Raw genomic sequence first — 21,478 nt, forward strand, 5'->3', positions numbered from 1 at the left:
CCTTTATCTCGGGCTTGAGGGCGCTTATCTCGTTCTCGACCCCCTTTATCCCGGGCTTGGCGTCGCTTATCTCGGTCTCGACGACCCTTATCTGGGTCTCGCCTCCGCTTATCTCGCTCTCGCCGCCGCTTATCTCGCTCTCGCCACCCCTTTTCCCGCTCTCGCCACCCCTTTTCCCGCTCTCGCCGCCGCTCACCCCACCTCCGCACCCACGACAGAATCTACAAGCGGCACAAAAAAAACTGCCGGAAATCCGCAAACCCGATTTCCGACAGCCTTTTCTTGTTTTATTCATCCGAATCCTGACGATGCGCGCGGTACCGCCGGATGGCTTCGACTGTGCATTCGAACACGCCCTTGCCGATGGTGCTGCCGGCTTCCGTCACCGGGCCGGCATAGCGGATTTCCGTCCCCTGCTGGGTCGCGGCGATCAGCAGGCTGTCGGTCGGTGTCCCGGTGGCGACTGTCCCGGTCAGCTGGTCCCGCACGTCCTCTTCTGCAAGGGCTTTCGCCTTCGCTTCCGTCGCTGTGATCATCGCCTGGATGAACGCTTCCTCTGACAGCGTGCCGTTGATCAGCACCCACGTGTTGATCGTGCCGGCCGGAATTTCACGGACGGAAGCGCGCGAGACGTCAGTTGCGGTTCCGATTCCCGCCGTCACCATGATGACGAGGGTGCCGGCTGCAAATGTATATTCCCGCACGACTGCACCTTCCGTCCGGACCGCGGTCATCATGCCGACCGTTTCTGTCGGACGGAACCCTTCCTGTATGACGTATTCCTTCATTTCTTCTTCACTGTCCGGACAGTTGTAATCCGCAGGGATCCGCCGGTTGAGGAATGTCCGGAACCAGCCGGCGCCGGCATTGATGACCGCCGAGGAAACGGTTTTCATCGGCTTCCGGCTCTGGAATGCCACGCCCTCCGCGGAGACGGCGAGGTCGCCGGGACGGATCCGGAACTCCGGCTCTTCCCGCTTCACTTCCGGCAGCAGGGTGATCTGCGGCTTGGGCAGTTCCGAGTGGGGATGGCTGCGGACCCTGGTTCCGTAAACTTCCCGGATCACGTCTTCCTGCACGACTTCGTGCGGCTGTCCGAACCGCACAAGCCTGCCCTGGTCGAGAAGAAGGAGACGGTCGCAATACATCGAAGCCAAATTGATGTCGTGGAAAATGGAGACGATGGTCATCTCCCGGTCGATCGCCTGTTTTTTCACGGTGTCGAGCAGTTCCTTTTGGTGATTGATATCCAGATGGTTGGTCGGCTCGTCCAGCAGCATGACCGGCGCGTCCTGGGCGAGCGCCTGAGCGACGAACGCCCGCTGCTGTTCGCCGCCCGATAAATGTTCGAGCAGCGTCTCTTCATACTTTTCGACATCGAGCAGGTGCATCGCGTTCCGGACAGCCGCTTCATCTTCAGCCGACCAGGAAGAGAACAGCCCGCGCTGGTGCGGATACCGGCCGAGCGCCACCATTTCCCGGACGGTATGCGAAAACGCGTGTGCGTGGAGCTGGGGCAGGACCGCCAGCTGACGGGCCAGGCTCCGCGGCGTATAATCCGCCACATTCTTCCCGTCCAGGACGACGGCGCCGGAAGAAGGCGGCAGGATCCCGCTTATCAGTTTCAGCAACGTCGATTTCCCGCTGCCGTTCGGTCCGAGGATGCCGAGCATCTCGCCTTTATTCACTTGGAATGAAACACCGCGTATGACCTCCCGGCTGCCGTATCCGCCGGTGAGTTCCGTCACGTTCAGCATTAAGCAGTCCTCCTCTGCCGCTGTCTGATGAAGATGTATGCGAAGACCGGCGCGCCGATCAGCGCCGTGATGACTCCGACCGGCAGTTCGGACGGTGAAATGATCGTCCGGGACACGAGATCGCACAGAATGAGCAGCGTCGCGCCGTTGATGAACGACAGCGGCAGCACATGGCGATGGTCCGCGCCCCACACAATGCGGGTGATGTGCGGCACGACGAGCCCGACGAATCCGATCGTACCGGATACGGCGACCGCCGCGCCGGTCAGAAGCGACCCGCCCACGAGGATCAGGAACTTCCGCCGCTGAACGTCCACGCCGAGGTGCCGGGCACGCTCTTCACCGAACAGCATCGCATTGAGCTCCCGCCGGTTCAGCCACAGCAGGAAGGCGCCCGCCGCGACGAACGGCAGCGCCATCCAGACGTACGGCCAGCCGCGCATCGACACACTGCCGAGCAGCCAGCCGATGATCTGGCGGAGTTCTTCGCCGCTCAATGCCACAATGAGTGAAATGATCGAGCCGAGGAAGGAGCTGAAGATGATGCCTGTCAGGATGACCGTCTCCATCTTCATCGCCCGATCGGCCATCCGGGCGAAGCCGAGAACCGCCAGCATGGTCAATAGCGCGCCGATCATGCTCATGACCGGCAGGGTGAACAGGCCCAGCACCGGGACGGACAGACCGAAGAACAGCGTAATGACCGCGCCTACGGAAGCGCCGGACGACACACCGAGCGTGTACGGATCGGCGAGCGGATTCTTCAGCAGCCCCTGGAACGCCGCACCCGCAATCGCAAGGGAGGCGCCGACCAGTCCGGCCAGGACGACGCGCGGCATCCGGATGTCCCATAGGATGGCGGCGGCGGGATCATCCGCTCCCGGATTCCATAGGATGCGAAGCGGCACGTCGACCGTGCCGACGGTCACACCGAGAAAAACAGCCGCCGCCAGTAGCAGGCAGGCGGCAGTGTAAGCACCGATTTTATTCACTGAAAACTTCCGGATAGACGGCCTCGGCCATCAGTTCCAGTCCTTCGGTCAGACGCGGCCCCGGACGGGTGACCACGTTGCCGTCGACATCATAGACCGCTTCTTCCGCGACAGCCGTCACGTCACCGAAGCCTTCACGGGCGAGCACCTGCTCCACTGCATCCGGTGTGAAGGCGCCGTAAGTCGTCAGGATGACATCCGGGTTCCACTCCACGATCTGCTCCGGATCGACGTTGGGCCAGCCTTCAAGCTCGGCTGCCACATTTTCGGCGTTGATGACTTCGATCATTTCATCGATCAGCGTCCCCGAACCGGCCGTGTAAATATCCGGCGCGCCGGCGATTTCGACGAACACGTCTTTCGGCTCTTCCACTTCCGCAGCCTGTTCCTCGATGGCGGCCACTTCCTCCTGCATCGATGTGATGATGCCGTCAGCTTCTGCCGCCGCACCGGTCACTTCGCCGATCTCTTCAATGGAAGCGTACACTTCGTCGAATGTCGTGGCGTCCGATACGACATAAACCGGAATTCCGGCGTCGCGCAGCTGCTGATAGCCGGCCGCACCGGTCGCAACCGCCGATTCATGCGCCAGCACGACGTCCGGCGCGAGGGAAATGATTTTCTCGACATTGAACTCCACACCGCCGACTTTCTCGATATCCGCCACTTCTTCCGGATACGTATCGAAATCCGTCACACCGACGACCCGGTCGCCGAGTCCGAGTTCGAACAGAATTTCCGTATTGGACGGCATGAGGGAAACGATCGATTCAGGCTCTTCCTCGATCGTCATTTCATTGCCCGCCGCATCCGTGACGGTCAGCGGGAATGCCACCGCTTCCGGCTGTTCCTCTGCCGGTGTTTCTTCCGCAACTTCCTCGTCCGCAACTTCCTCTTCCGTGACTTCCTCTTCCGTCGTTTCCGGCTCTTCAGCTGTATCCCCGCAGCCTGCCAGCAGGAGTGCCGCCAAGGCGCTTCCCATTCCGAATTTCCATGTTTTCTTCATTTTCCGTTCCCTCCAGTCAAATTAAAAACGCCTCCCGCAGACAAGCGGGAGACGGTGAAGGTCACGTTGAAATGACGCGCACGCCGCCTGTTTCCCGCAGGCTGCTGGTTGTGTCACATCAAGGCAGGTCTCCTGGCTCGTGATCACCGCTCCCTGCGCCTTCCCGGGAATTCCCAGTGGCATCGTGCAGGCAGCTCTCACTTACAGTGGCGGGACCGCGCCGGAATCGCACCGGCTTCCCTTTTAACCTTCCGCTTACCGCGTCAGGCACCTTCATGTCGGCTTATTCAGTTGTTCCTCATTCATTATACACCGTTCGGCTGAAAACACACCACCGAATTTTCATAGCGGCAGGCACCTCGTCCATATGCCTGCACCGCTCCCGCTCGCTTGCCGGGGACGAACGGCTGAGCTTCCTCGTGCGCTCAGTGCGCACGAGGTGATCTCAGCCGTCCGTTTTCCCCCAGGCGTCTCGCTGGGCGGTCGCTCGCAACGGCCGGAGGTGAAAGTTGTTCAGCTGATGTCCGGCAGCCGCCAAAGATGTCAGTGGAATTTGTGATATCTGCTCGTGTAAAAACATATTAGCCAGAACGTGTGGAAGCGACCATTTTCGCAGCGGCACGGTCAGCTGAACAGGCAAGAGACGGATTACATTCTGTCAGGTGCCGCCACGCCGACGAGCCGGAGCGCATTGGCGATCGTCGTCTTCGCAGAGACCGCAAGCGCCAGGCGCGCGCCGGTCAGCTCCGGGTTTTCAGGATCGAGCACTTTGTGTGCGCCATAGAAGCTATGGAACACTGACGCAAGGTCATGGATGTACGTCGTGATCCGGTGCGGCGCGCGCATTCTCGCCGCTTCCGCATTGACCTGCGGGAAATCCCCGATTTTCTTCATGACGTCGATCTCTTTTTCCTCCGTCAATAAATGAAGATTCTCCGCTGAAGCTTCGGCACCCTGTTCATCCGCCTGCCGCAGAATCGAACAGATCCGCGCGTGGGCGTACTGCGCGTAATAGACCGGGTTGTCGCTCGACTGGGAAACGGCCAGATCGAGGTCGAAATCCATATGGGAATCGACAGAGCGCATCGCGAAGAAGTACCGGACCGCATCCAGTCCGACTTCCGAAACGAGTTCACGCATCGTGACCGCTTTCCCGGTCCGCTTGCTCATTTTCATCTTTTCGCCGTCCTTGTAGAGCTGGACCATTTGGGAGACGAGCACTTCCAGTGTATCCGGACCGTAGCCGAGCGCTTCGATCGCCGCTTTCATGCGGGCAATGTAGCCGTGATGGTCCGCGCCCCAGATATTGATGAGCTTATCGAATCCGCGCTGCAGTTTGTCCTCGTGATAAGCGATGTCCGGCATCAGGTACGTATACGAGCCTTCCTGCTTCACGAGCACGCGGTCTTTGTCATCGCCGAAATCGGTCGAGCGGAACCACGTGGCGCCTTCTTCTTCGTAAATGTATCCGTTGTCGCGCAGCTTCTGGAGCGCCTGTTCGATTTTGCCATTCTGGTAAAGCGAAGTCTCCGAGAACCACACATCGAACTCCACCCGGAAATCCGCGAGATCCTGCTGCAGTTTCGCAAGCTCCACTTTCAGTCCGTAGTCGCGCATCGCTTCGATCCGCTCACCCGGCGCCATATGGACGTACTTGTCGCCCGCTTCTTCCGCGAGCTGCCTGCCGATGTCGATGATATCCTGTCCGTGGTAGCCGTCATCCGGCATTTCCGCGTCCAATCCGAGCGCCTGGAAGTAGCGCACTTCCAGCGACTTCGCCAAATTGTTGATCTGGTTTCCGGCATCGTTGATGTAATACTCGCGCGACACGTCGTATCCTGCCAGATCGAGCACATTGCACAGGGAATCCCCTACCGCCGCTCCGCGGGCGTGTCCGAGGTGGAGGTCACCTGTCGGATTGGCAGAGACGAACTCCACTTGCACTTTCTCTCCTGCGCCGGAATCGGTGCGGCCGTATTCCGCCTGCTGATCGAGCACGGCGCGGATGGCGTCCTGCAGGTAATCTTTTTTGACGGTGATGTTGATGAATCCGGGACCGGCGACGTCGATCGTTTCAATATTCGCCGCTTCCCTGTCCACGTTTTCCAAAATAGCGTCCGCAATCGCGCGCGGCGGTTTCTTCGCCGTGCGCGTCAGCTGCATCGCGATATTCGTCGCGTAGTCGCCGTTTTCTTTATTTTTCGGCGCTTCCAAGTGCACTTCCACCGGCTCCGTCGACAGTCCGGCTTTTTGGACCGCTTCTCCGATCGCCTCTTTGATCGATTGCTGGGCTTGTTCTACTGCATTCATAGTGTGACCTCCGTGTACATGATTTCCATTTTATATTCGCCGACTGACGACGCGCCCATCGACAGATCGTAGTGGACGAAAAACCGCGTATCGCTCACTGACAGTTCGTGTGTCGCAGTCGTCAGCAGAAAAGTCCCTTGTTCATTCGTATAATTGCCCTGCTGTTCGGCGTCCAGGAGAAACGGCAGCCGCATGTCGAGCCCGCCGCTCCGTAAAATGAGCGCTTCCTCATCCCCGAGTTTGACCGTCGTCCGGACATCGAGTTCGTCCTGCCGCTCTTCGTACTGCAGGTAACGCTGGCCATTCTTGACGGTCATCGTGCCGGAAGAATGGAGTTCGAACGTCTCTTCTTCCTCGCCGGGCTGGCGGATCGTCGTCGTGAGTCTGATTTTTACCGGTGTCCTCATCCGTCTGCCGCCTCCTCCGTTTTTATATAACTTATTTATTATAGCGCGATGGAAATGTGATTTTCAATCATATTAAGACGGGGAATCCATCCGGATTTCCGGTATTCCAGCGTTTTTCTCGACCCATAGCGCATCATCGGAATTTTTTACAATAAAATCGAACCGGGCACTGTACGGATGCATGAACACATCATACTGAATCCGGCGCTCGGCATGGGACTGCTTTAAATACGCCAGTTCCATGCCCCGTTCTTTAATATCGCGGCTGGACCTTCTGTGGAATTCCGTATCTCCGTTTGTGTAGAAATAAAGCGATAAATCAAACAGTTCCGGGTCGCTGAAGGCAACGGTCATCCCCTCGACAATCGTCACATTCCTGTCCGCAGCCAATATCCCGCTCCTTTTATACGGCGTATCGATCGTAAAGACGTCAACCCCTGCACGGAGCATCCGGATGTCCCGCTCGAGAGCAGCCACGTGATGGGCCGCAGGATGGCATGCCGTCATTTTACCCCGGTGCTCTTCGTTTTGATATGTATAGGAAATCCGTGTGTACTTCCGGACATCCGAACTGACAATGTACGGGTCCGTATTCAAGTAATTCACTTCTTGCCGGCCTAACCGGTCCACCACTGCATTTGTGAACGTCGTTTTCCCTGCGGCACCATGACCCGAAACACCGATAACCAGCCTTCTGTCCATGGCAGTGATCCAATCCGCGATTTCTTGCGCCAGCCGGTCCATCCTTCTTCCCCTCCGTTCATCTGTAATCTTCATTATAGCCAATGCGTGAGGCACAGAAAAGAAGGCGCGGCCGCCGCCACGCCTTCCCGTTCAAAATGATTTCATTTATTAAAAGCCGAGTTTCCGAATGAGCGGTTTGATGGTCAGCCCCTGGACGATCAGGGAGAACAGGACGACGGAGAAGGTGAGAAGGAGGATGGTCTCCCGCCCTTCAAAATCCGGCGGCAGGCTGAGCGCGAGTGCGATGGACAGGCTGCCTTTCAATCCGCCCCAGTTCAATAAAATCCGTTCTTTCCGGTTCAGTTCTTTTGCCGGCATGGTGCTGAGGAACAGCGCGACGATCCGGGCCCCGATGACAAGGGCGATCGCCAATGCGATGATGCCCCACTGGCCGGTAAAATCGATGTTGCGGATTTCCAGGCCGACGACGAGGAAAATCAGCGAGTTCGCAATCAGGCTGATGACATCCCAAAATGAGTTGATGTTGCGTTCCGTGATCTCCGACATGCCGATTTTCGCCCCATAATCACCAAAGACCAATCCGCCGGCTACAACGGCAATAACGCCCGAAACGTGCAGCTGTTCGGCAATGAAGAAACTGCCGAAGAACAGGAGCGCCGAAACGGCGATTTCAAACGGATAGTCATCGTAGAAGCGGATCACTTGAGAGAAGATGAATCCAAGGATGACACCGACCAGCACGCCGCCGACAGCAAACCGCAGGAACAGCCAGATGCCGCTGCCGAGTCCTGCCCATCCCATTTCCAAATATGTAAGCAAGTAGAGAGAGGAAATCTGGAACAGCACGACAGCGATGCCATCGTTGAACAAGGATTCGCCTTCCATGATCGTCGACAGCTTTTCCGAAACGCCCACCGACTTGAAGATGGACAGCACGGAAATGGGGTCCGTCGCACTCATGAGGGCCGCGAATGTGAAAGCAACGGCAATCGGCAGACCGATCAGGAAATATGTGCCTAAACCGATGATCAGAAACGACAGGAACGTACCGCCGAGCGCCATGCCGACGACCGTTTTCCGGCGTGCATACAAGTGATGGAAGGGCAGCTTCAATGTCGCGTCGCCCAACAGGATCGGCAGGAACAACGAAATGATGATGATCTGAAAGACGTTCGACTGCGTAATGAACGCTTCTGCCCGATCGATGAACGGGAAACTGGTCAGACCGAGAACCAAGCCGACGAGCACGAGCGCAATCGTATCCGGCTGACGGAGTTTCCTGGCGATGCCGACGACCGTGATGGCGACCGCCAGAAGGATCAGTATTTGAATGAACGTTTCATTGAACTCATGCATTCAGTGCCCCTCCAGTCATGAAACTCTTTCTATCCCTTTTCTCTCTTCCGGGCAGTTTAAACCTTTTAGTCCGAACAATAAAAAACGGCTCCTGATGAGGAACCGTTTTGGGAGGATTTGCTTCATTTGCAAGCAGACGCCGGAACCCCTATTTCACCCAGCCGAGCAGCATTTCCCGGATGAGCTTGCTTGCGGTGTTCGCTGTCTGATCGGAATGGTCATAGACCGGCGCTACTTCGACGAGGTCGAAGCCGACGACGTTGACGCCGGATGCGGCGATTGCGTGGATCGCCGCAAGCAGTTCACGCGACGTAATGCCGCCGGCGTCGACTGTGCCGGTTCCCGGCGCATGCGCCGGATCGAGGACATCGATGTCGATCGTGATATAGACCGGACGCCCGTCAAGCGCCGGCAGCACTTTCTTCAGCGGCTCGAGCACTTCGAATTTCGAGATGTGCATGCCGTTTTCTTTCGCCCAGTCGAATTCTTCCTTCATTCCGGAACGGATGCCGAACGAATACACATTGTTCGGTCCGATGACATCCGCGATTTTGCGGATCGGGGTGGAATGGGAATACTCGTAACCTTCATAGTGCTCGCGCAGGTCGGTATGGGCATCCATGTGGATGACGGCGAGGTCCTCGTAATGCTTTGCCACTTCTTTCATGACCGGAAGCGACACGAGGTGCTCACCGCCCAGTCCGACCGGCACTTTTCCGTCCTTCAGCACTTGGCTGACGTAGTTGCCGATCAGTTCCAGGCTCTGTTCCGCGTTGCCGAACGGCAGTGGGATATCGCCGGCGTCAAAGAATTTCACGTCATCGAGGTCGCGGTCGAGGTACGGGCTGTACTCTTCCAGCCCGATCGACACTTCCCGGATTTTCGCCGGACCGAAACGCGAGCCTGGACGGAACGACACCGTCCAGTCCATCGGCATGCCGTAGATAACCGCTCGGGACTCTTCGTAACTCGGATGGCTTTTGATGAACACTTTGCCTGAATACGTTTCGTCGAATCGCATCGTTTATTCCCCCGTCAAGTCTTTCACGAATTTCGGGAGCACGAAAGCCGCCTTGTGGAGTTCTTTCGTGTAGTACTTCGTATCGATGTCGTGGAAGCGTCCGTCTTCCACAGCGAGCGGGTCGTACTTTTTCGAACCGATCGTGAACGCCCACAGCCCGCTCGGGTACGTCGGGATGTTCGCCGTGTACAGCTTCGTGATCGGGAAGATTTCCTTCACGTCTTTCTGCACCTGGCGGATGAGGTCCGCTTTGAACCATGGGTTGTCCGACTGCGCGACGAAAATGCCGTCTTCCTTCAGCGCGTTCGAGATGCCCGCATAAAAGCCTTTTGTGAATAAATTCACGGCAGGGCCGACCGGTTCAGTGGAATCAACCATGATGACATCATAGGCGTTCTCCGACTCCGCGATGTGCATGAAGCCGTCGCCGACGATGACTTCGACGCGCGGGTCCTCGAGCTTGCCGGCAATCGACGGCAGGAACTTCTTCGAGTATTCGATCACTTTGCCGTCGATATCGACGAGCGTCGCCTTCTTCACTTGCGGGTGCTTCAGCACTTCGCGGATGACGCCGCCGTCGCCGCCGCCGACGACGAGCACATTCTCCGGATTCGGGTGCGTGAACAGCGGCACGTGCGCCACCATTTCGTGATAGACGAACTCGTCCTTCTCGCTCGTCATGACCATGCCGTCGAGGAACAGCATATTGCCCCACTCTTCCGTCTCCGCCAGTTCAAGCAGCTGGAAATCCGTCTGCTCCGTATGTAAGGTCCTGTTGACTTTTAATGTGATGCCGAAATGATCCGTCTGCTTTTCCGTATACCAGAAACCAGCCATGTAAACATCAGACTCCTTTACTTTTGCAATCAGATTTAAAGTATAGTGGTTTTTCCTCAAAGTGCAACTGCCGGCGCTGCGCGGAGTGCGATTCGCGTAACTCGGAGGCCCATTCGCGTAATTCAGGGGCCCATTCGCGTAATTCAGAGGCCCATTCGCGTAATTCAGGGGTCCGTTCGCGTAACTCACTGGCGCACCAGCGCGCGAAAGTGCTGCCCGCAGCCCCGTTTCTATTGCTATTCCCTGAAACCGCCCGATTATTCATGCCGGTTTTATTGGAATAAAAAAAGCTTTCTGCAGCGGGAATCCGTTCCCGGCACAGAAAACTTTTTTTACCCCGACGGCACGAAACAGGAGGCATGGGCCAGCGGGCTTGGGAATTCTCGCAAGCACATGCGCCCTGTCTGCCGGTCAGGTGTCCTAGCTTTCCATTTGAAAGCACTGTATTCAGTTTACTTCCTTTGCCCGCCGACTTCAACCGGCTCAAAGCAGCAAAAGAAAATGTCATAAATCGTTCAACATTCGCACCCGCGTCTGCCGCTGGCGGATGCGTCAGGAAACAGCCAGTTCTTTGTGAAGCTCTTCGGAACTCCGCTCCCACATTTCGGGGCTGTGGCCTTTCAGGAATTCCCGCAGCACTTCCTTCGATGAAGCATCCATGTTGTCGACCATGATTTTACGCTTCATCGATTTATCCATCCGGTTGACGTGGTCGGCCAGGATTTTGTAGCCGCGCCGTTTTTCGCGGTTCACGACCATTTCGCATGCTGTCACGCCAGCGAAGTACGGCCCTTCTTCGGTGTAATCGATGGTCACCCAGACCAGCCAGTAAGCTTTGCCGCCCGCCGAATCTTCCCGGTTCGTCGTGAACTTGATGCCCCGCTCCGTGGCGCTTCTCGCGTGCATGGCCCCGATTTCCACTTCCGCCGTCTTTTCCGCCACGTCGATGATGACAGGAGAGACGTTCTCAAGCGACAGCGATCCGATCCCGTACCCTTTGTGGCCGCCTGTCGGATCGTTCTTTATGATGGTGAAATCCATTTTCTGTTTCGGCTTTTCTTCGTTCGCCATCCCGTGATTCCCTCCGTTCTGGTATGATAATGACAATTCCAACAATAAAGGAGATGACCCCATTATGCCATATGTGACCGTCAAAATGCTCGAAGGCCGCACGGAAGACCAAAAACGGGCGCTCGTCGAGAAAGTGACTGCTGCCGTTTCCGAAACAGTCGATGCCCCGCCTGAAAACGTGGTCGTATTCATCGAAGACATGAAAAAGAGCAACTTGGGCAAAAACGGCAAACTGCAGAGCGACGCGTAAGCGGGAGCAGTCAATGTTTATCGGACATTCAGCCAAAACAGCATCAAAAGAGGTGCCCGATCAGCCGCTGCGCATTCTTCGGAAGTGCAGTGGCTTTTCCTTTCTGAAAGTATTCCGACCCTTTCCACAAGTATTCCCCCTGAACGCAAAAAAACACCTGCGCAAGCGTTGCGCAGGTTCTTCGTCATGAAATCCGCCGGAATGTCTGCAGTCCTTCAATAAATGCAAACGCTTCGTCAATCTCTTCATCCGTAAAGTTCAGTTTCCCCTTCACGATATGCAGTTTCTCGATGCATTCTTCGCGGGGCAGGTCGTCGAAATACAGCAAGGTCGCCGTCAGTTCCAGGAACCGCGAGCTTTTTTCATTGAGCGCCGATGCGAAATCGGCTGCTGCGGATCCGGCGCCGAGCGTCTCCCGGAATTCCTGCCCTTCCGGTGTCACACCGTATGTATACTGGATATAAGACCCTTTGTCCTCCACCGCCTCTGTCAGGAACCCCATATCGCACAGCTCCTCGATCCGCACGGCGAGCTCCTCCGAGTATGGTCCGTATATGTGGAACTCGTACTTTTCCTGGAACGGCAATTCCAGCTTTTTGGCAATATAAATCATTTTCTGCAGTTTTTTCCGGCCGGTGACGCCGTCCGTCTGCGCAATAAAATCGACGATTCTTGCATGTCCTTGCAGCACGTCACTTCTCCCCTTCCCTGATCATGTCGAGGATCTGCTGCTTGACCGCTTTTTTCTTGCCGTCCGTCAGCAGTTCCTCCGGAAAATACAATTTATAGTCCGTCCGCCGTTTCCCGGAAATCGCATCGACGATCTGGGAAGAGCGGGACAGTTCCTTCACTTCATTATTCGGTGTCAGCAAGTGGATCGGCAGCCGCTCCTCTTCCTCGCCCGGCCGGTAGAAATCATACGGCAGGTCGGACGATGAGTCATCGACGAGGTAATATTCCGGGTCGATGCCGGCTTTATTGAATAAAACCGCGAGCTCCGCCAGTTTCTTATAATCCTTGCCCGGGTCGAATTCGATGTACTGGAACAGCCGCCGGTTCACGAACCGGTCGCTCAGATCCGACAGAATCGGGTCTTTTTCCGTCATCCACAGCTGGAAGTACGTCATCATGATCGCTTCGTCGAGCGCCAGATAGTCCTTCAGCGTGAATGTCCTGTCGAAGAACGACTGGAAATGGCGCGGCGGCTGATCGAACTCATAGCCTTCCGCGTGGAGTTTCTTCGCCCGCTGGAAAATTTTGCGCAAAATCACTTCCGCGCTGCGCGCCACCGGGTGGAAGTACACTTGCCAGTACATCTGGTAGCGGCTCATGATGTAATCCTCGACCGCGTGCATGCCGCTCGATTTGATGACGACCTGGTCCTCGAGCGGCCGCATGACGCGCAGGATCCGCTCCATGTCGAAGTGGCCGTAAGATACGCCGGTGTAATAGGCGTCCCGCTGGAGGTAATCCATGCGGTCGGCGTCGATCTGGCTGGAGATGAGGCTGACGACGAGTTTATTGCGGTACGTCTTCGCGATAACATCCGCCACGTCCTGCGGGAACCCCGGCGCCACGCGTTTCAGCACGGCGTTCACTTCCGTGTCGCCGAGGAGGATGCGGCGCGTGAAGTCCTCATGGTCCACGTGGAACACTTTTTCGAACGCGTGCGAATAAGGCCCGTGGCCGAGGTCGTGGAGGAGTGCCGCACACAGGCTGACGAGCCGCTCCTTCTCGTCCCACGCCGGCCGGTTCGGAAACACGTCATCGCAAATGCGGCGGACGATCTCGTACACACCGAGCGAATGATTGAACCGGCTGTGTTCCGCGCCGTGGAATACGGTGAACGACGTGCCGAGCTGTTTGATGCGGCGGAGGCGCTGGAATTCGCGCGTGTTGACCAGATCCCAGATGGCGAGATCCTTCACATGTATGTACCGGTGGACCGGATCTTTGAACACTTTCTCTTCCGCCAGCTTTTCTGTTGCGTAGCTCACAGCGCACCTCCCAATTCCAAATTCGTGTTCTTCCAGTATACCGAAAAACCGCCTGAATGGCAGGCGATTTTTTTATGCATTTTGATCGAGCATTTTTTCATTGCGTTCAAAAACCCGTTTCAAATAAAATCCGTACAGCTCCATTTCGTCGGCCGCAAGCGTCGTCGGCCGCGGTGAACCAAGCAGCGCGTGCAGATTCAGCACGGTCTCCTGGACGGTGACGGTCCGGCCGAGCAGCTCACTGAGCGATGCCATCACTTCGGGCCGGATCACCGGATAAGCGAATTTGGTCGGCTGCCCGCCGAGCCCCGCGCCGTAGAACTGACGGATCAGTTCCGCCCGCTGTGAGCCGTTGCCTTCGATGCACAAGTATACCTGCACGGCGATCCCTTTGCGGATGCGCCGCTGGGAGATGCCGGCGAACTTCCTGCCGCCGATGCTGAGGTCATAAGACCCCGGGCAGTAGGATCCCAAGATTTCGTACGCTTCGATGTCCGCTTCCGGGAACAATTCCCGGACGAGATCCGCCATCAGCTCGTAGCCGGCAGGAATATCGATCGCCGATTCCCGCTCCGACAAAACGAGCGAAATATTCAGGACGCCGGAATCGAGGACGACGGCCAGGCCGCCGGAATTGCGGACGATCGGTTCGTAGCCGGCCGTCTGCAGGACATGCAGCCCTTCTTCGATCCGCGGCAGCCGGTGGTCCTGGATGCCGAGCACGACCGTATCGTCATGCACCCACGTGCGCACCGCAGGCAGGCTCCTGCCGCTCCCGACGAGTTCGCACAGCGTATCGTCCGCCGCGAACGATTCGAGCGCCGAGCGGCTGCGGGCGCTGACCGACTGATCCCAAAAGCGCCAGTCGTGCGCCTCTAAAAATGATGTCATGCCATGCTGCTCCTTCTCATAAACTTTGTGCCGCCGTGATGAGCGCCAGATTGAACGCATCTTCCGCCGAACAGCCGCGTGACAGGTCGTTTACCGGCGCGTTCAGCCCTTGAAGGACCGGCCCGACCGCTTCCATGCCGCCGATGCGCTGGGCGATTTTGTAGCCGATGTTCCCGGCTTCAAGCGACGGGAAGACGAACACGTTCGCATCGCCTTTCAAGGGGCTGTCCGGCGCTTTGCTTTCCGCTACGGCCGGTACGATAGCCGCATCAAACTGCATCTCCCCGTCGACCGGGATGCCGGCAAGCCGCTCTTTCGCCAGTGCTGCCGCTTTCGCCACTTTTTCCGTTTCGTCGCTCACAGCCGAGCCCTTCGTGGAAAATGAAAGAAGCGCCACTTTCGGATCGATGCCGAACGCCTTCGCCGTCTTGGCGCTCTCCGCAGCGATCTCCGCGAGATCTTCCGCCGTCGGTGCGATCGTGATGGCGCAGTCCGCGAAAATGTACCGGTCATCGCCTTTCACCATGATGAACGCCCCGCTCGTTTTCGACACGCCTTCCTTCGTCTTGATGATCTGGAGCGCCGGACGCACCGTATCCGCCGTCGTGTGCGCCGCCCCGCTCACGAGCCCGTGGGCCGCACCCGTATAGACGAGCATCGTGCCGAAGTAATTCGGGTCTTTCAGCTGTTCGCGCGCCTGCTCCTCGGTCGCTTTTCCTTTCCGCCGCTCCACGAATGCCGCGACGAGCTTATCGAATCCCGGATATGTATCCGGCGAGACATGTTCACAGCCTGGAATCTCCTTTTCCGCGCCGATGACGACCGGCGTAATGAGCCCTTCTTTCCCGAGCTTTTCCGCCGCTTCCGCAATCCGCGGATCGCCGCCTTCCGGGAACACGATCCGGCGCCCTTTCCCCGCTATCGTCTGTGCGAGTTCCTGAAACAAATCCGCCATGCTGTCCACCCTTTCCGTCCTGATTTCCTTCTTCCAGTTTACCCGATAGCCCGCCGCCTGCAAACCCGGCGGATGCGTGTCGGATTGGTGACAGCAGCCGCCCCGTCAAGACGGCGGATGACTGTTGTGCTAAACTGGGGAAGGAAACAGTTTTTATTGGATAAAGGAGTGTTCAACCGATGAATGAAGCCGCAATCACACTGGATGGCTGGTACGTCCTGCATGACTTCCGTTCGATCGACTGGGTCGCGTGGAAGCTGCTCGAAGATGAGGAGCGCCGGGCTGCCATCGATGAATTCCAAGCCTTTTTGAATAAAATCGGCAAAGCGGACGAAGAAAAGACCGGCGCGCATGCACTGTATACAATCGTCGGCCAGAAAGCCGATTTCATGCTCATGATCCTCCGCGAGACGATGGATGAAATCCAGGAACTCGAGACGGAATTCAACAAACTGACAATCGCCGCCTTCACCGTGCCGACGTATTCCTACGTATCGGTCGTCGAGCTGTCGAACTACCTCGCCGGCAAAACCGACGAAGATCCGTACCAGAACCCGCATGTCCGCGCGCGCCTCTATCCCGAGCTGCCGCGCTCGCAGTACGTGTGCTTCTATCCGATGGACAAGCGCCGCGAAGGCAACGACAACTGGTACATGCTGTCGATGGAAGACCGCCGCGCCATGATGGCCAGCCACGGCAAAATCGGCCGCGGCTATGCCGGCAAAGTGAAGCAGATCATCTCCGGCTCGATCGGGTTCGACGACTACGAATGGGGCGTCACGCTGTTCTCGGACGATGTGCTTCAGTTCAAGAAACTCGTCTACGAAATGCGCTTCGACGAAGTGAGCGCCCGCTACGGCGAATTCGGCTCGTTCTACGTCGGCACCCTGCTCGACGGCGGCAAATTCGCGAAGATGCTGGAAGTGTAAGTTGGAAAAGCCGCCCGCGGGCGGCTTTTTTTGTGTCAGCGGCGTTTTATTCTCGAATCGGTGCCGTTTATTCTCGAATCGGTCCCGTTTATTCTCGAATTGATGCCATTTATTCTCGAATCGCCTTCATTTATTCTCGAATCAGTCCTTTTCACCCTCCAGCAGCCTCCGCAGTTTCTCCGGATCGTCGGCGCGCACGGCGATCTGCGTCACGTTTTTCCCAAGTCCGCCGAAGATGGTGGCACTGACCGGTTCTTTGAAATCGATAACAACATGCGGTGCCGGCTCTTCGAAATCCTGCGCGATGAACTTCATTGCATGCTTGTCCGGCGCCGCTCCCCAGCGGATTTCCCGGATGGCGGCAAGCGGGACGGAGATGCGTTTCGACAGGCCGAGCGACACATGCAGGGTGCCATCTTTTATTGTCAGCGGATTCAGCCTGATGGCTTGGATTTCCGCGATGAAATAAACGACGGTGTACGCGTTCAGCACGAGGAGCACGATGGACAGGACCGCCGACTGGTCATGCAGCCACCAGTGCAGGCCGACCGATTCGAGGACGACCGCATGGATGAGCATGACGTAAAAGGCGATGGCGCTCGAGTTTTTGTGGAGCGAAACGGCACGCTGCCCTTCCGGCGCTTTTTTCTTCCACGTGAAGAAGGCATAGTAGAACGTCAAGGTTTCTGACATGACGGCCGTTACGAGCATGTTCGGACGGAAACGGCGGCGGACAGCTGGCAGCAGTTCAAATAGGAGGTTGCCTTCCCGGCTGCGAATGTCTTTCAGGAGGGCCGGCGCATGGGCGATGAGCAGGACCAGGAGCGAGGCTTCCGCGAGCAGAAGGAGTGCTTCGAAGCCGATCGCCAGCCACGGCAGGAATGCGAGCGGGCCGAAGTATTCGGCCGGAATCAGCAAACGGGCCGCGATGAGGCCGAACACCCCGACGCCCGCCGCCTGTTTCCAGGACAGCCGGAATGCGGCAAATAGGAGAAGCGGGGCCACGACGGCGAGGTCGAGGAGTGACGCGGCCACGAGCCATACCGTTTCGTCAGGGATGACAAGCGGTGTGAGCGGTGAGCGGTACAAAATCGTGTTGGCCAGCAGGACGAGCAGCAGCAGGGCGACCGCCCATTTGGCGTAAGGGGTTTTGCGCATCGTAAGCATGACAGCACCTCCGGAAGGAATTGGTTCAGGGAGCGGGAACAGGGAGTTCCACTAGTTGGACTCTGAATTTCACTAGTCGGGAACTGAGTTTCACCAGTTAGCCCCTGAGTTCCACTAATCTGGGGCTGAGTTCCACTAATCTGGGGCTGAGTTCCACTAATCCGTCCCATCACCGAACCGGTTGCTTCTTTATATTCTCGCCCCCCTCGGACGCTTCCTGCTGCTCCGGAAATTGTCCACAAAACCGCCTTTATTTCAATAAAAAAAGCCCTCTTTTCAGAGAGCTTTCGAAACGGCCACGATCAGCATGACCCAGCCGGCAAGGAATGCGAGGCCGCCGATTGGCGTGATGGCGCCAAGGATGCTGATGCCGGTCAGGCTGAGCACGTACAGGCTGCCGGAAAAGATGATGATGCCGGCGAGCAGCAAATACCCTGCCCAGCTGAGCGAAGACAGCGGACCGATGAGCGCGGCGCTCATGAGAAGGCCGACGATCAGGAGGCCGGTCGCATGGAACATCTGGTACTGGACGGCCGTCTGCCAAGTGGCGAGGTACTTGTCTTCCACCCGCCCCTCGAGGGCATGCGCCCCGAATGCGCCGAGCGCGACAGAGAGAAAGGCGTTGACCGCTCCGGCAATAAGGAAAAATTTCATGTCACAAACCCGCTTTCCATAAGTTAGAAATCAAACAGTGAGTCGCCGTTCGCATCGTCTTCCTGCAGCGGTGTCTCCCGGAGTGCCGGGGAGGCTGCAGGAGCAGGAGCCGGCGCGTCCAGCTGCCTGACCGCCGGCGGTTTTCGGGGTTCCGGCGGCTGCTGTCCGCTGAGCACGATGTCACACAGCGCGCGGATGGCGGACAAGGTTTCGCGGACATTGCCGGCATCTTCCGGGCGCGCATTTTCCAGATGGCGCTCGATTTCCGTCAGCACCCGTTCAGCTGGGATATTCATCGTTTCCCGCCCCCTTCTTTCATTTTGAACTGCATGCAGTCCATTCCGGACGAGCGCCGGACCACTGCGGACGGCAGTTCTTTCGTCTTGAAGCCGTATGCCCGGCATGCCCGCGGGCGGGCCGCTTCCCAGGTCACGTAAAAATGGACGCATTGAAAACAGTTGATGCGCACTGCAGTTCACTCACTTTCCGTTTTTCATCGTACCATGAAGTCAGGCGAGGCAGAAGTCGATCGGGTCTTCTCCGCGCGCTTTTAACAATTCGTTCACTTTTGAGTACGGCCGGCTGCCGAAAAAACCGCGTTTCGCACTGAGCGGGCTCGGATGAGGCGCTTTGATGATGTCGTGCTTTTCCGTGTCGATCAGCTTCTCTTTCTGCTGTGCGGGCCGGCCCCACAGGACGAAGATGACCGGCTCGTCGCGCGCCGACAGTTTGCGGATGACTTCGTCGGTGAATTCTTCCCAGCCTTTCCCTTTGTGGGAATGCGCTTTTCCTTCGCGGACCGTGAGCACGGTGTTCATCATGAGCACGCCCTGCTCCGCCCATTTCGTCAGCGTCCCGTCTTCCGGCATGTCACAGCCGAGGTCCTCTTTCAGTTCCTTCAGCATGTTTCGCAGGCTCGGCGGAATGCGGACGCCCGGCTGTACGGAGAAGCTGAGCCCGTGCGCCTGCCCTTCTCCGTGGTATGGATCTTGTCCGAGGATGACGACTTTCACGTCGCTGAATGGCGTCGTCTCGAACGCCGTCCACATTTTCTCTTTCGGCGGGAACACGGTTTTATTGGCATATTCTTCTTTCAGGAATTCCCGCAGCGCTTTGTAATACGGTTTGTCGAATTCATCCCCGAGCACATTCTGCCAGTCGTTTGAGAAGATTTGTTTTGTCATCGTTTCATCCTTTCTTTATTCGAATTGAATGGTGACGTCGTAACCGACGAGGCTGAACATTTCCTGCACCGAGCGCTCGGCATTGTCCTGCGCCAGTTCGAGCACGCCCTGCGCGGTCGCCTCTTCTTTCATCATCGCCTGCGCTTCCTCCGCCAGGTCGAACGCTTCCGCTACATCCGCTTCATCCCGGAACAGCCCCTCATGCGAATACACTTCGACCTGGTCCATCTGCAGTTCCGGCTCACCGAGGAGCACGGGCTGCGGCAGGATGAGGACGGCTGTCTGCGCTTCTTCGTCGACACGGATGTCTTCTTCGGTCACCTCCGAAAAATCGATGCCCGCGCGGACTTTCCCCGGCACGACGACGAGCAGCTGACGCTCGGTCCCCGGCAGGTTGAAGCCGATGTCCCGGCCGAAAAGTTCGTTATCCGACCGCTCAATGATCACTTTCGTGTACGCTTCGGCGGTCGACAGCTCGTTCAGTTCCTGGATGCGCTCCAGGAACACGCCTTTTGATTCCTGAAAGGTGCTCCCCTGCTGCAAGTACCAGAACACAGCGAACGGCATGGCCGCCGCCAGCAGGATGACGAGCATCGACACGGCGACGATCCATCCCCTGAAGCCGGCCCGCCGCCCGTCCTTTTTGCGCTTCCTTCCTTTCGTCTGCTGAAGCTCGTTCAGCTTCCGTTCAAGTTCTTCGTAATGGCGGTCATCCGGCAACGCAATCCCTTCCTTCCCAGAGTATGATACGATACATTCAAATCCGATTTTTGGAGTGATGACCATGGCCGACTGGCGGCACAAATTGCGGACGATCACCCGCACCGATGGCAGCACGGCACCGGAACCCGTCAAACAGGCGGCGCTCGGCTGTCTGTCCCTCGTGCTGTTCGCTGTATCCATTTTAACATTCATTATCCTTTTCAGCCTGTTCCGAAACGGCCACTGGCTGCTCGGCATCCCGGCTTCCCTCTTTTTCCTCGCCTCCGCCGGGACCGCGGCCATCATGTTTCCGCTGAAGCGGAATTCATTGTAATGAAAAGGCTTTTTGGTAGAATAAATGAAGAACCCAACATGAGATGGAGGTTATCACATTATGGCACTTAAGAAGACACTGACCATCGCCGGCTCCGATACATCCGGCGGTGCAGGCATACAGGCTGACCTGAAAACGTTCCAGGAATACGGCACGTACGGCATGAGCGCGCTGACAGTCATCGTGACGATGGATCCGGATAACGGCTGGAGCCATGGCGTGCATCCCATCGAAGCGGCTACACTGCCGCCGCAGATGAAAACCGCCTTTTCCACGGGCATCGACGCGCTGAAGACCGGCATGCTGCCGACGGTGGAGATCATCGAGACCGCGGCGAAAGGCATCGCGGACTCCGGCGTACAGAATGTGGTCATCGATCCGGTACTCGTCTGCAAAGGTGAAGACGAAGTGCTGTTCCCCGAGAACGTCGATGCAATGGTGAAGCACCTCCTGCCGATCGCGCAAGTCGTGACACCGAACCTGTTCGAAGCAGGACAGCTGTCCGGCCTCGGCAACCTGGAGTCGATCGATGACATGAAACGCGCGGCGGAAGCCATCCATGAGCGTGGCGCAAAAACGGTCGCCATCAAAGGCGGCAAGCAGCTGCCGCACGAAAAAGCGGTCGACTTGTTCTACGATGGCAACAAGCATTACTTGCTGATCACTGAACGCTCCGACACCTCCTATACGCACGGTGCCGGCTGCACGTTTGCAGCAGCGATCACGGCGGGCCTCGCGAACGGCGCCTCCGTCCGGGACGCGGTCGTCGATGCAAAAGCGTTCGTTTCAGCTGCGATTTCGAACGGCTGGAAGCTGAACGAATTCGTCGGACCGGTCTTGCACGGTGCAGCGAATAAATCCGGGCGTCCGGAAGTGACAGTGGAAGAAGTATGATGATAAAGAGCGGCATCTGCCGCTCTTTTTTTGGTTTGGGCGAGATTTATGCGCGTTCA

General features: G+C 57.4%; 24 protein-coding genes and 1 riboswitch. Of the genes, 4 read left to right on the forward strand and 20 right to left on the reverse strand.

Translation table 11 applies throughout. The annotated features are described in order from the left end of the window. From CCE92_RS10465 to CCE92_RS10515, 11 genes are all read right to left on the reverse strand, one after another. The coding region (locus tag CCE92_RS10465) for a hypothetical protein (protein WP_206601398.1) at window positions 1-196 on the reverse strand (196 nt) is incomplete at its 3' end. A gap of 91 nt (window positions 197-287) precedes the next feature. Beyond that, complete coding sequence (locus CCE92_RS10470) at window positions 288-1,757, reverse strand: bifunctional ABC transporter ATP-binding protein/adenosylcobinamide amidohydrolase (RefSeq protein ID WP_088007630.1); 1,470 nt, start codon at window positions 1,755-1,757, stop codon at window positions 288-290. After that, complete coding sequence (locus CCE92_RS10475) at window positions 1,757-2,749, reverse strand: FecCD family ABC transporter permease (protein WP_088007631.1); 993 nt, start codon at window positions 2,747-2,749, stop codon at window positions 1,757-1,759. Before CCE92_RS10475 ends, CCE92_RS10470 begins: the two co-directional genes overlap by 1 nt. Beyond that, window positions 2,742-3,755: an ABC transporter substrate-binding protein gene (locus CCE92_RS10480; RefSeq protein ID WP_088007633.1), complete on the reverse strand. Its 1,014-nt coding sequence runs from the start codon at window positions 3,753-3,755 to the stop codon at window positions 2,742-2,744. The genes CCE92_RS10475 and CCE92_RS10480 overlap by 8 nt, the downstream gene beginning before the upstream one ends. Window positions 3,756-3,860: 105 nt before the next feature. Beyond that, window positions 3,861-4,045, reverse strand: a riboswitch (cobalamin riboswitch). 358 nt (window positions 4,046-4,403) lie between these two features. After that, window positions 4,404-6,065 (reverse strand): arginine--tRNA ligase, encoded by a 1,662-nt coding sequence (argS, locus tag CCE92_RS10485; protein WP_088007635.1) that lies wholly within the window; start codon window positions 6,063-6,065, stop codon window positions 4,404-4,406. Beyond that, entirely contained in the window at window positions 6,062-6,472 is a 411-nt protein-coding gene (locus CCE92_RS10490; protein ID WP_088007637.1) for a YwiB family protein, read from the reverse strand. Before CCE92_RS10490 ends, argS begins: the two co-directional genes overlap by 4 nt. Window positions 6,473-6,544: 72 nt before the next feature. Then, window positions 6,545-7,216, reverse strand: coding sequence for a uridine kinase family protein (locus CCE92_RS10495; protein WP_088007639.1), 672 nt, complete (start codon window positions 7,214-7,216; stop codon window positions 6,545-6,547). Window positions 7,217-7,324: 108 nt separating this feature from the next. After that, complete coding sequence (locus CCE92_RS10500; protein WP_088007641.1) at window positions 7,325-8,533, reverse strand: cation:proton antiporter; 1,209 nt, start codon at window positions 8,531-8,533, stop codon at window positions 7,325-7,327. Between the two features lie 148 nt (window positions 8,534-8,681). Next, window positions 8,682-9,554 (reverse strand): agmatinase, encoded by an 873-nt coding sequence (gene speB / locus CCE92_RS10505; RefSeq protein WP_088007643.1) that lies wholly within the window; start codon window positions 9,552-9,554, stop codon window positions 8,682-8,684. Between the two features lie 3 nt (window positions 9,555-9,557). After that, the gene (gene speE / locus CCE92_RS10510; RefSeq protein WP_088007644.1) at window positions 9,558-10,391 is read right to left on the reverse strand and encodes a spermidine synthase; all 834 of its coding nucleotides are present in this window, start codon (window positions 10,389-10,391) and stop codon (window positions 9,558-9,560) included. 552 nt (window positions 10,392-10,943) lie between these two features. Next, window positions 10,944-11,462: a YwhD family protein gene (locus CCE92_RS10515; protein WP_088007646.1), complete on the reverse strand. Its 519-nt coding sequence runs from the start codon at window positions 11,460-11,462 to the stop codon at window positions 10,944-10,946. Window positions 11,463-11,526: 64 nt separating this feature from the next. Here CCE92_RS10515 and thmT point away from each other — a divergent pair, with 64 nt between their 5' ends. Continuing rightward, a complete protein-coding gene (thmT, locus tag CCE92_RS10520; RefSeq protein ID WP_088007648.1) occupies window positions 11,527-11,712 on the forward strand; it encodes a 2-hydroxymuconate tautomerase in 186 nt (61 codons plus the stop codon). Window positions 11,713-11,896: 184 nt separating this feature from the next. Here thmT and CCE92_RS10525 read toward each other — a convergent pair whose 3' ends face one another. The 4 genes from CCE92_RS10525 to pta form a co-directional block, all read right to left on the reverse strand. Next, window positions 11,897-12,403, reverse strand: a complete 507-nt coding sequence (locus tag CCE92_RS10525; protein WP_088007650.1) for a YwgA family protein — start codon at window positions 12,401-12,403, stop codon at window positions 11,897-11,899. Window position 12,404: 1 nt separating this feature from the next. Continuing rightward, entirely contained in the window at window positions 12,405-13,709 is a 1,305-nt protein-coding gene (locus tag CCE92_RS10530; RefSeq protein WP_088007652.1) for an HD domain-containing protein, read from the reverse strand. A 72-nt stretch (window positions 13,710-13,781) separates the two neighbouring features. Next, window positions 13,782-14,600: a lipoate--protein ligase family protein gene (locus tag CCE92_RS10535; RefSeq protein ID WP_088007654.1), complete on the reverse strand. Its 819-nt coding sequence runs from the start codon at window positions 14,598-14,600 to the stop codon at window positions 13,782-13,784. A gap of 16 nt (window positions 14,601-14,616) precedes the next feature. Beyond that, window positions 14,617-15,555 (reverse strand): phosphate acetyltransferase, encoded by a 939-nt coding sequence (gene pta, locus CCE92_RS10540; protein ID WP_088007656.1) that lies wholly within the window; start codon window positions 15,553-15,555, stop codon window positions 14,617-14,619. A gap of 179 nt (window positions 15,556-15,734) precedes the next feature. Between pta and hemQ the strand changes: the two genes are divergently transcribed. After that, window positions 15,735-16,484 (forward strand): hydrogen peroxide-dependent heme synthase, encoded by a 750-nt coding sequence (hemQ, locus tag CCE92_RS10545; RefSeq protein WP_088007658.1) that lies wholly within the window; start codon window positions 15,735-15,737, stop codon window positions 16,482-16,484. 141 nt (window positions 16,485-16,625) lie between these two features. Here the strand turns inward: hemQ and CCE92_RS10550 are convergent, their stop codons facing one another. From CCE92_RS10550 to CCE92_RS10575, 5 genes are all read right to left on the reverse strand, one after another. Next, window positions 16,626-17,651 carry a beta-carotene 15,15'-monooxygenase gene (locus CCE92_RS10550; protein ID WP_088007660.1) on the reverse strand — a complete coding sequence of 342 codons (1,026 nt, stop codon included), beginning with the start codon at window positions 17,649-17,651 and terminating at the stop codon, window positions 16,626-16,628. A gap of 276 nt (window positions 17,652-17,927) precedes the next feature. After that, a complete protein-coding gene (locus tag CCE92_RS10555; protein WP_088007662.1) occupies window positions 17,928-18,305 on the reverse strand; it encodes a DUF423 domain-containing protein in 378 nt (125 codons plus the stop codon). Between the two features lie 23 nt (window positions 18,306-18,328). Continuing rightward, window positions 18,329-18,601 carry a YwdI family protein gene (locus CCE92_RS10560; RefSeq protein ID WP_088007663.1) on the reverse strand — a complete coding sequence of 91 codons (273 nt, stop codon included), beginning with the start codon at window positions 18,599-18,601 and terminating at the stop codon, window positions 18,329-18,331. Between the two features lie 213 nt (window positions 18,602-18,814). After that, window positions 18,815-19,489, reverse strand: a complete 675-nt coding sequence (locus CCE92_RS10570; protein ID WP_088007668.1) for a uracil-DNA glycosylase — start codon at window positions 19,487-19,489, stop codon at window positions 18,815-18,817. Between the two features lie 15 nt (window positions 19,490-19,504). Then, a complete protein-coding gene (locus CCE92_RS10575) occupies window positions 19,505-20,209 on the reverse strand; it encodes a DUF4230 domain-containing protein (protein ID WP_241535997.1) in 705 nt (234 codons plus the stop codon). Between the two features lie 64 nt (window positions 20,210-20,273). Here CCE92_RS10575 and CCE92_RS10580 point away from each other — a divergent pair, with 64 nt between their 5' ends. After that, the gene (locus CCE92_RS10580; RefSeq protein WP_088007672.1) at window positions 20,274-20,525 is read left to right on the forward strand and encodes a hypothetical protein; all 252 of its coding nucleotides are present in this window, start codon (window positions 20,274-20,276) and stop codon (window positions 20,523-20,525) included. Between the two features lie 60 nt (window positions 20,526-20,585). Further along, a complete protein-coding gene (gene thiD, locus CCE92_RS10585; protein WP_088007674.1) occupies window positions 20,586-21,419 on the forward strand; it encodes a bifunctional hydroxymethylpyrimidine kinase/phosphomethylpyrimidine kinase in 834 nt (277 codons plus the stop codon). The last annotated feature ends 59 nt before the right edge of the window (window positions 21,420-21,478 follow it).

Origin of the sequence: Indiicoccus explosivorum, assembly GCF_002167005.1 — a bacterium.
In the GTDB taxonomy this organism is placed as follows: Bacteria; Bacillota; Bacilli; order Bacillales_A; family Planococcaceae; genus Indiicoccus; species Indiicoccus explosivorum.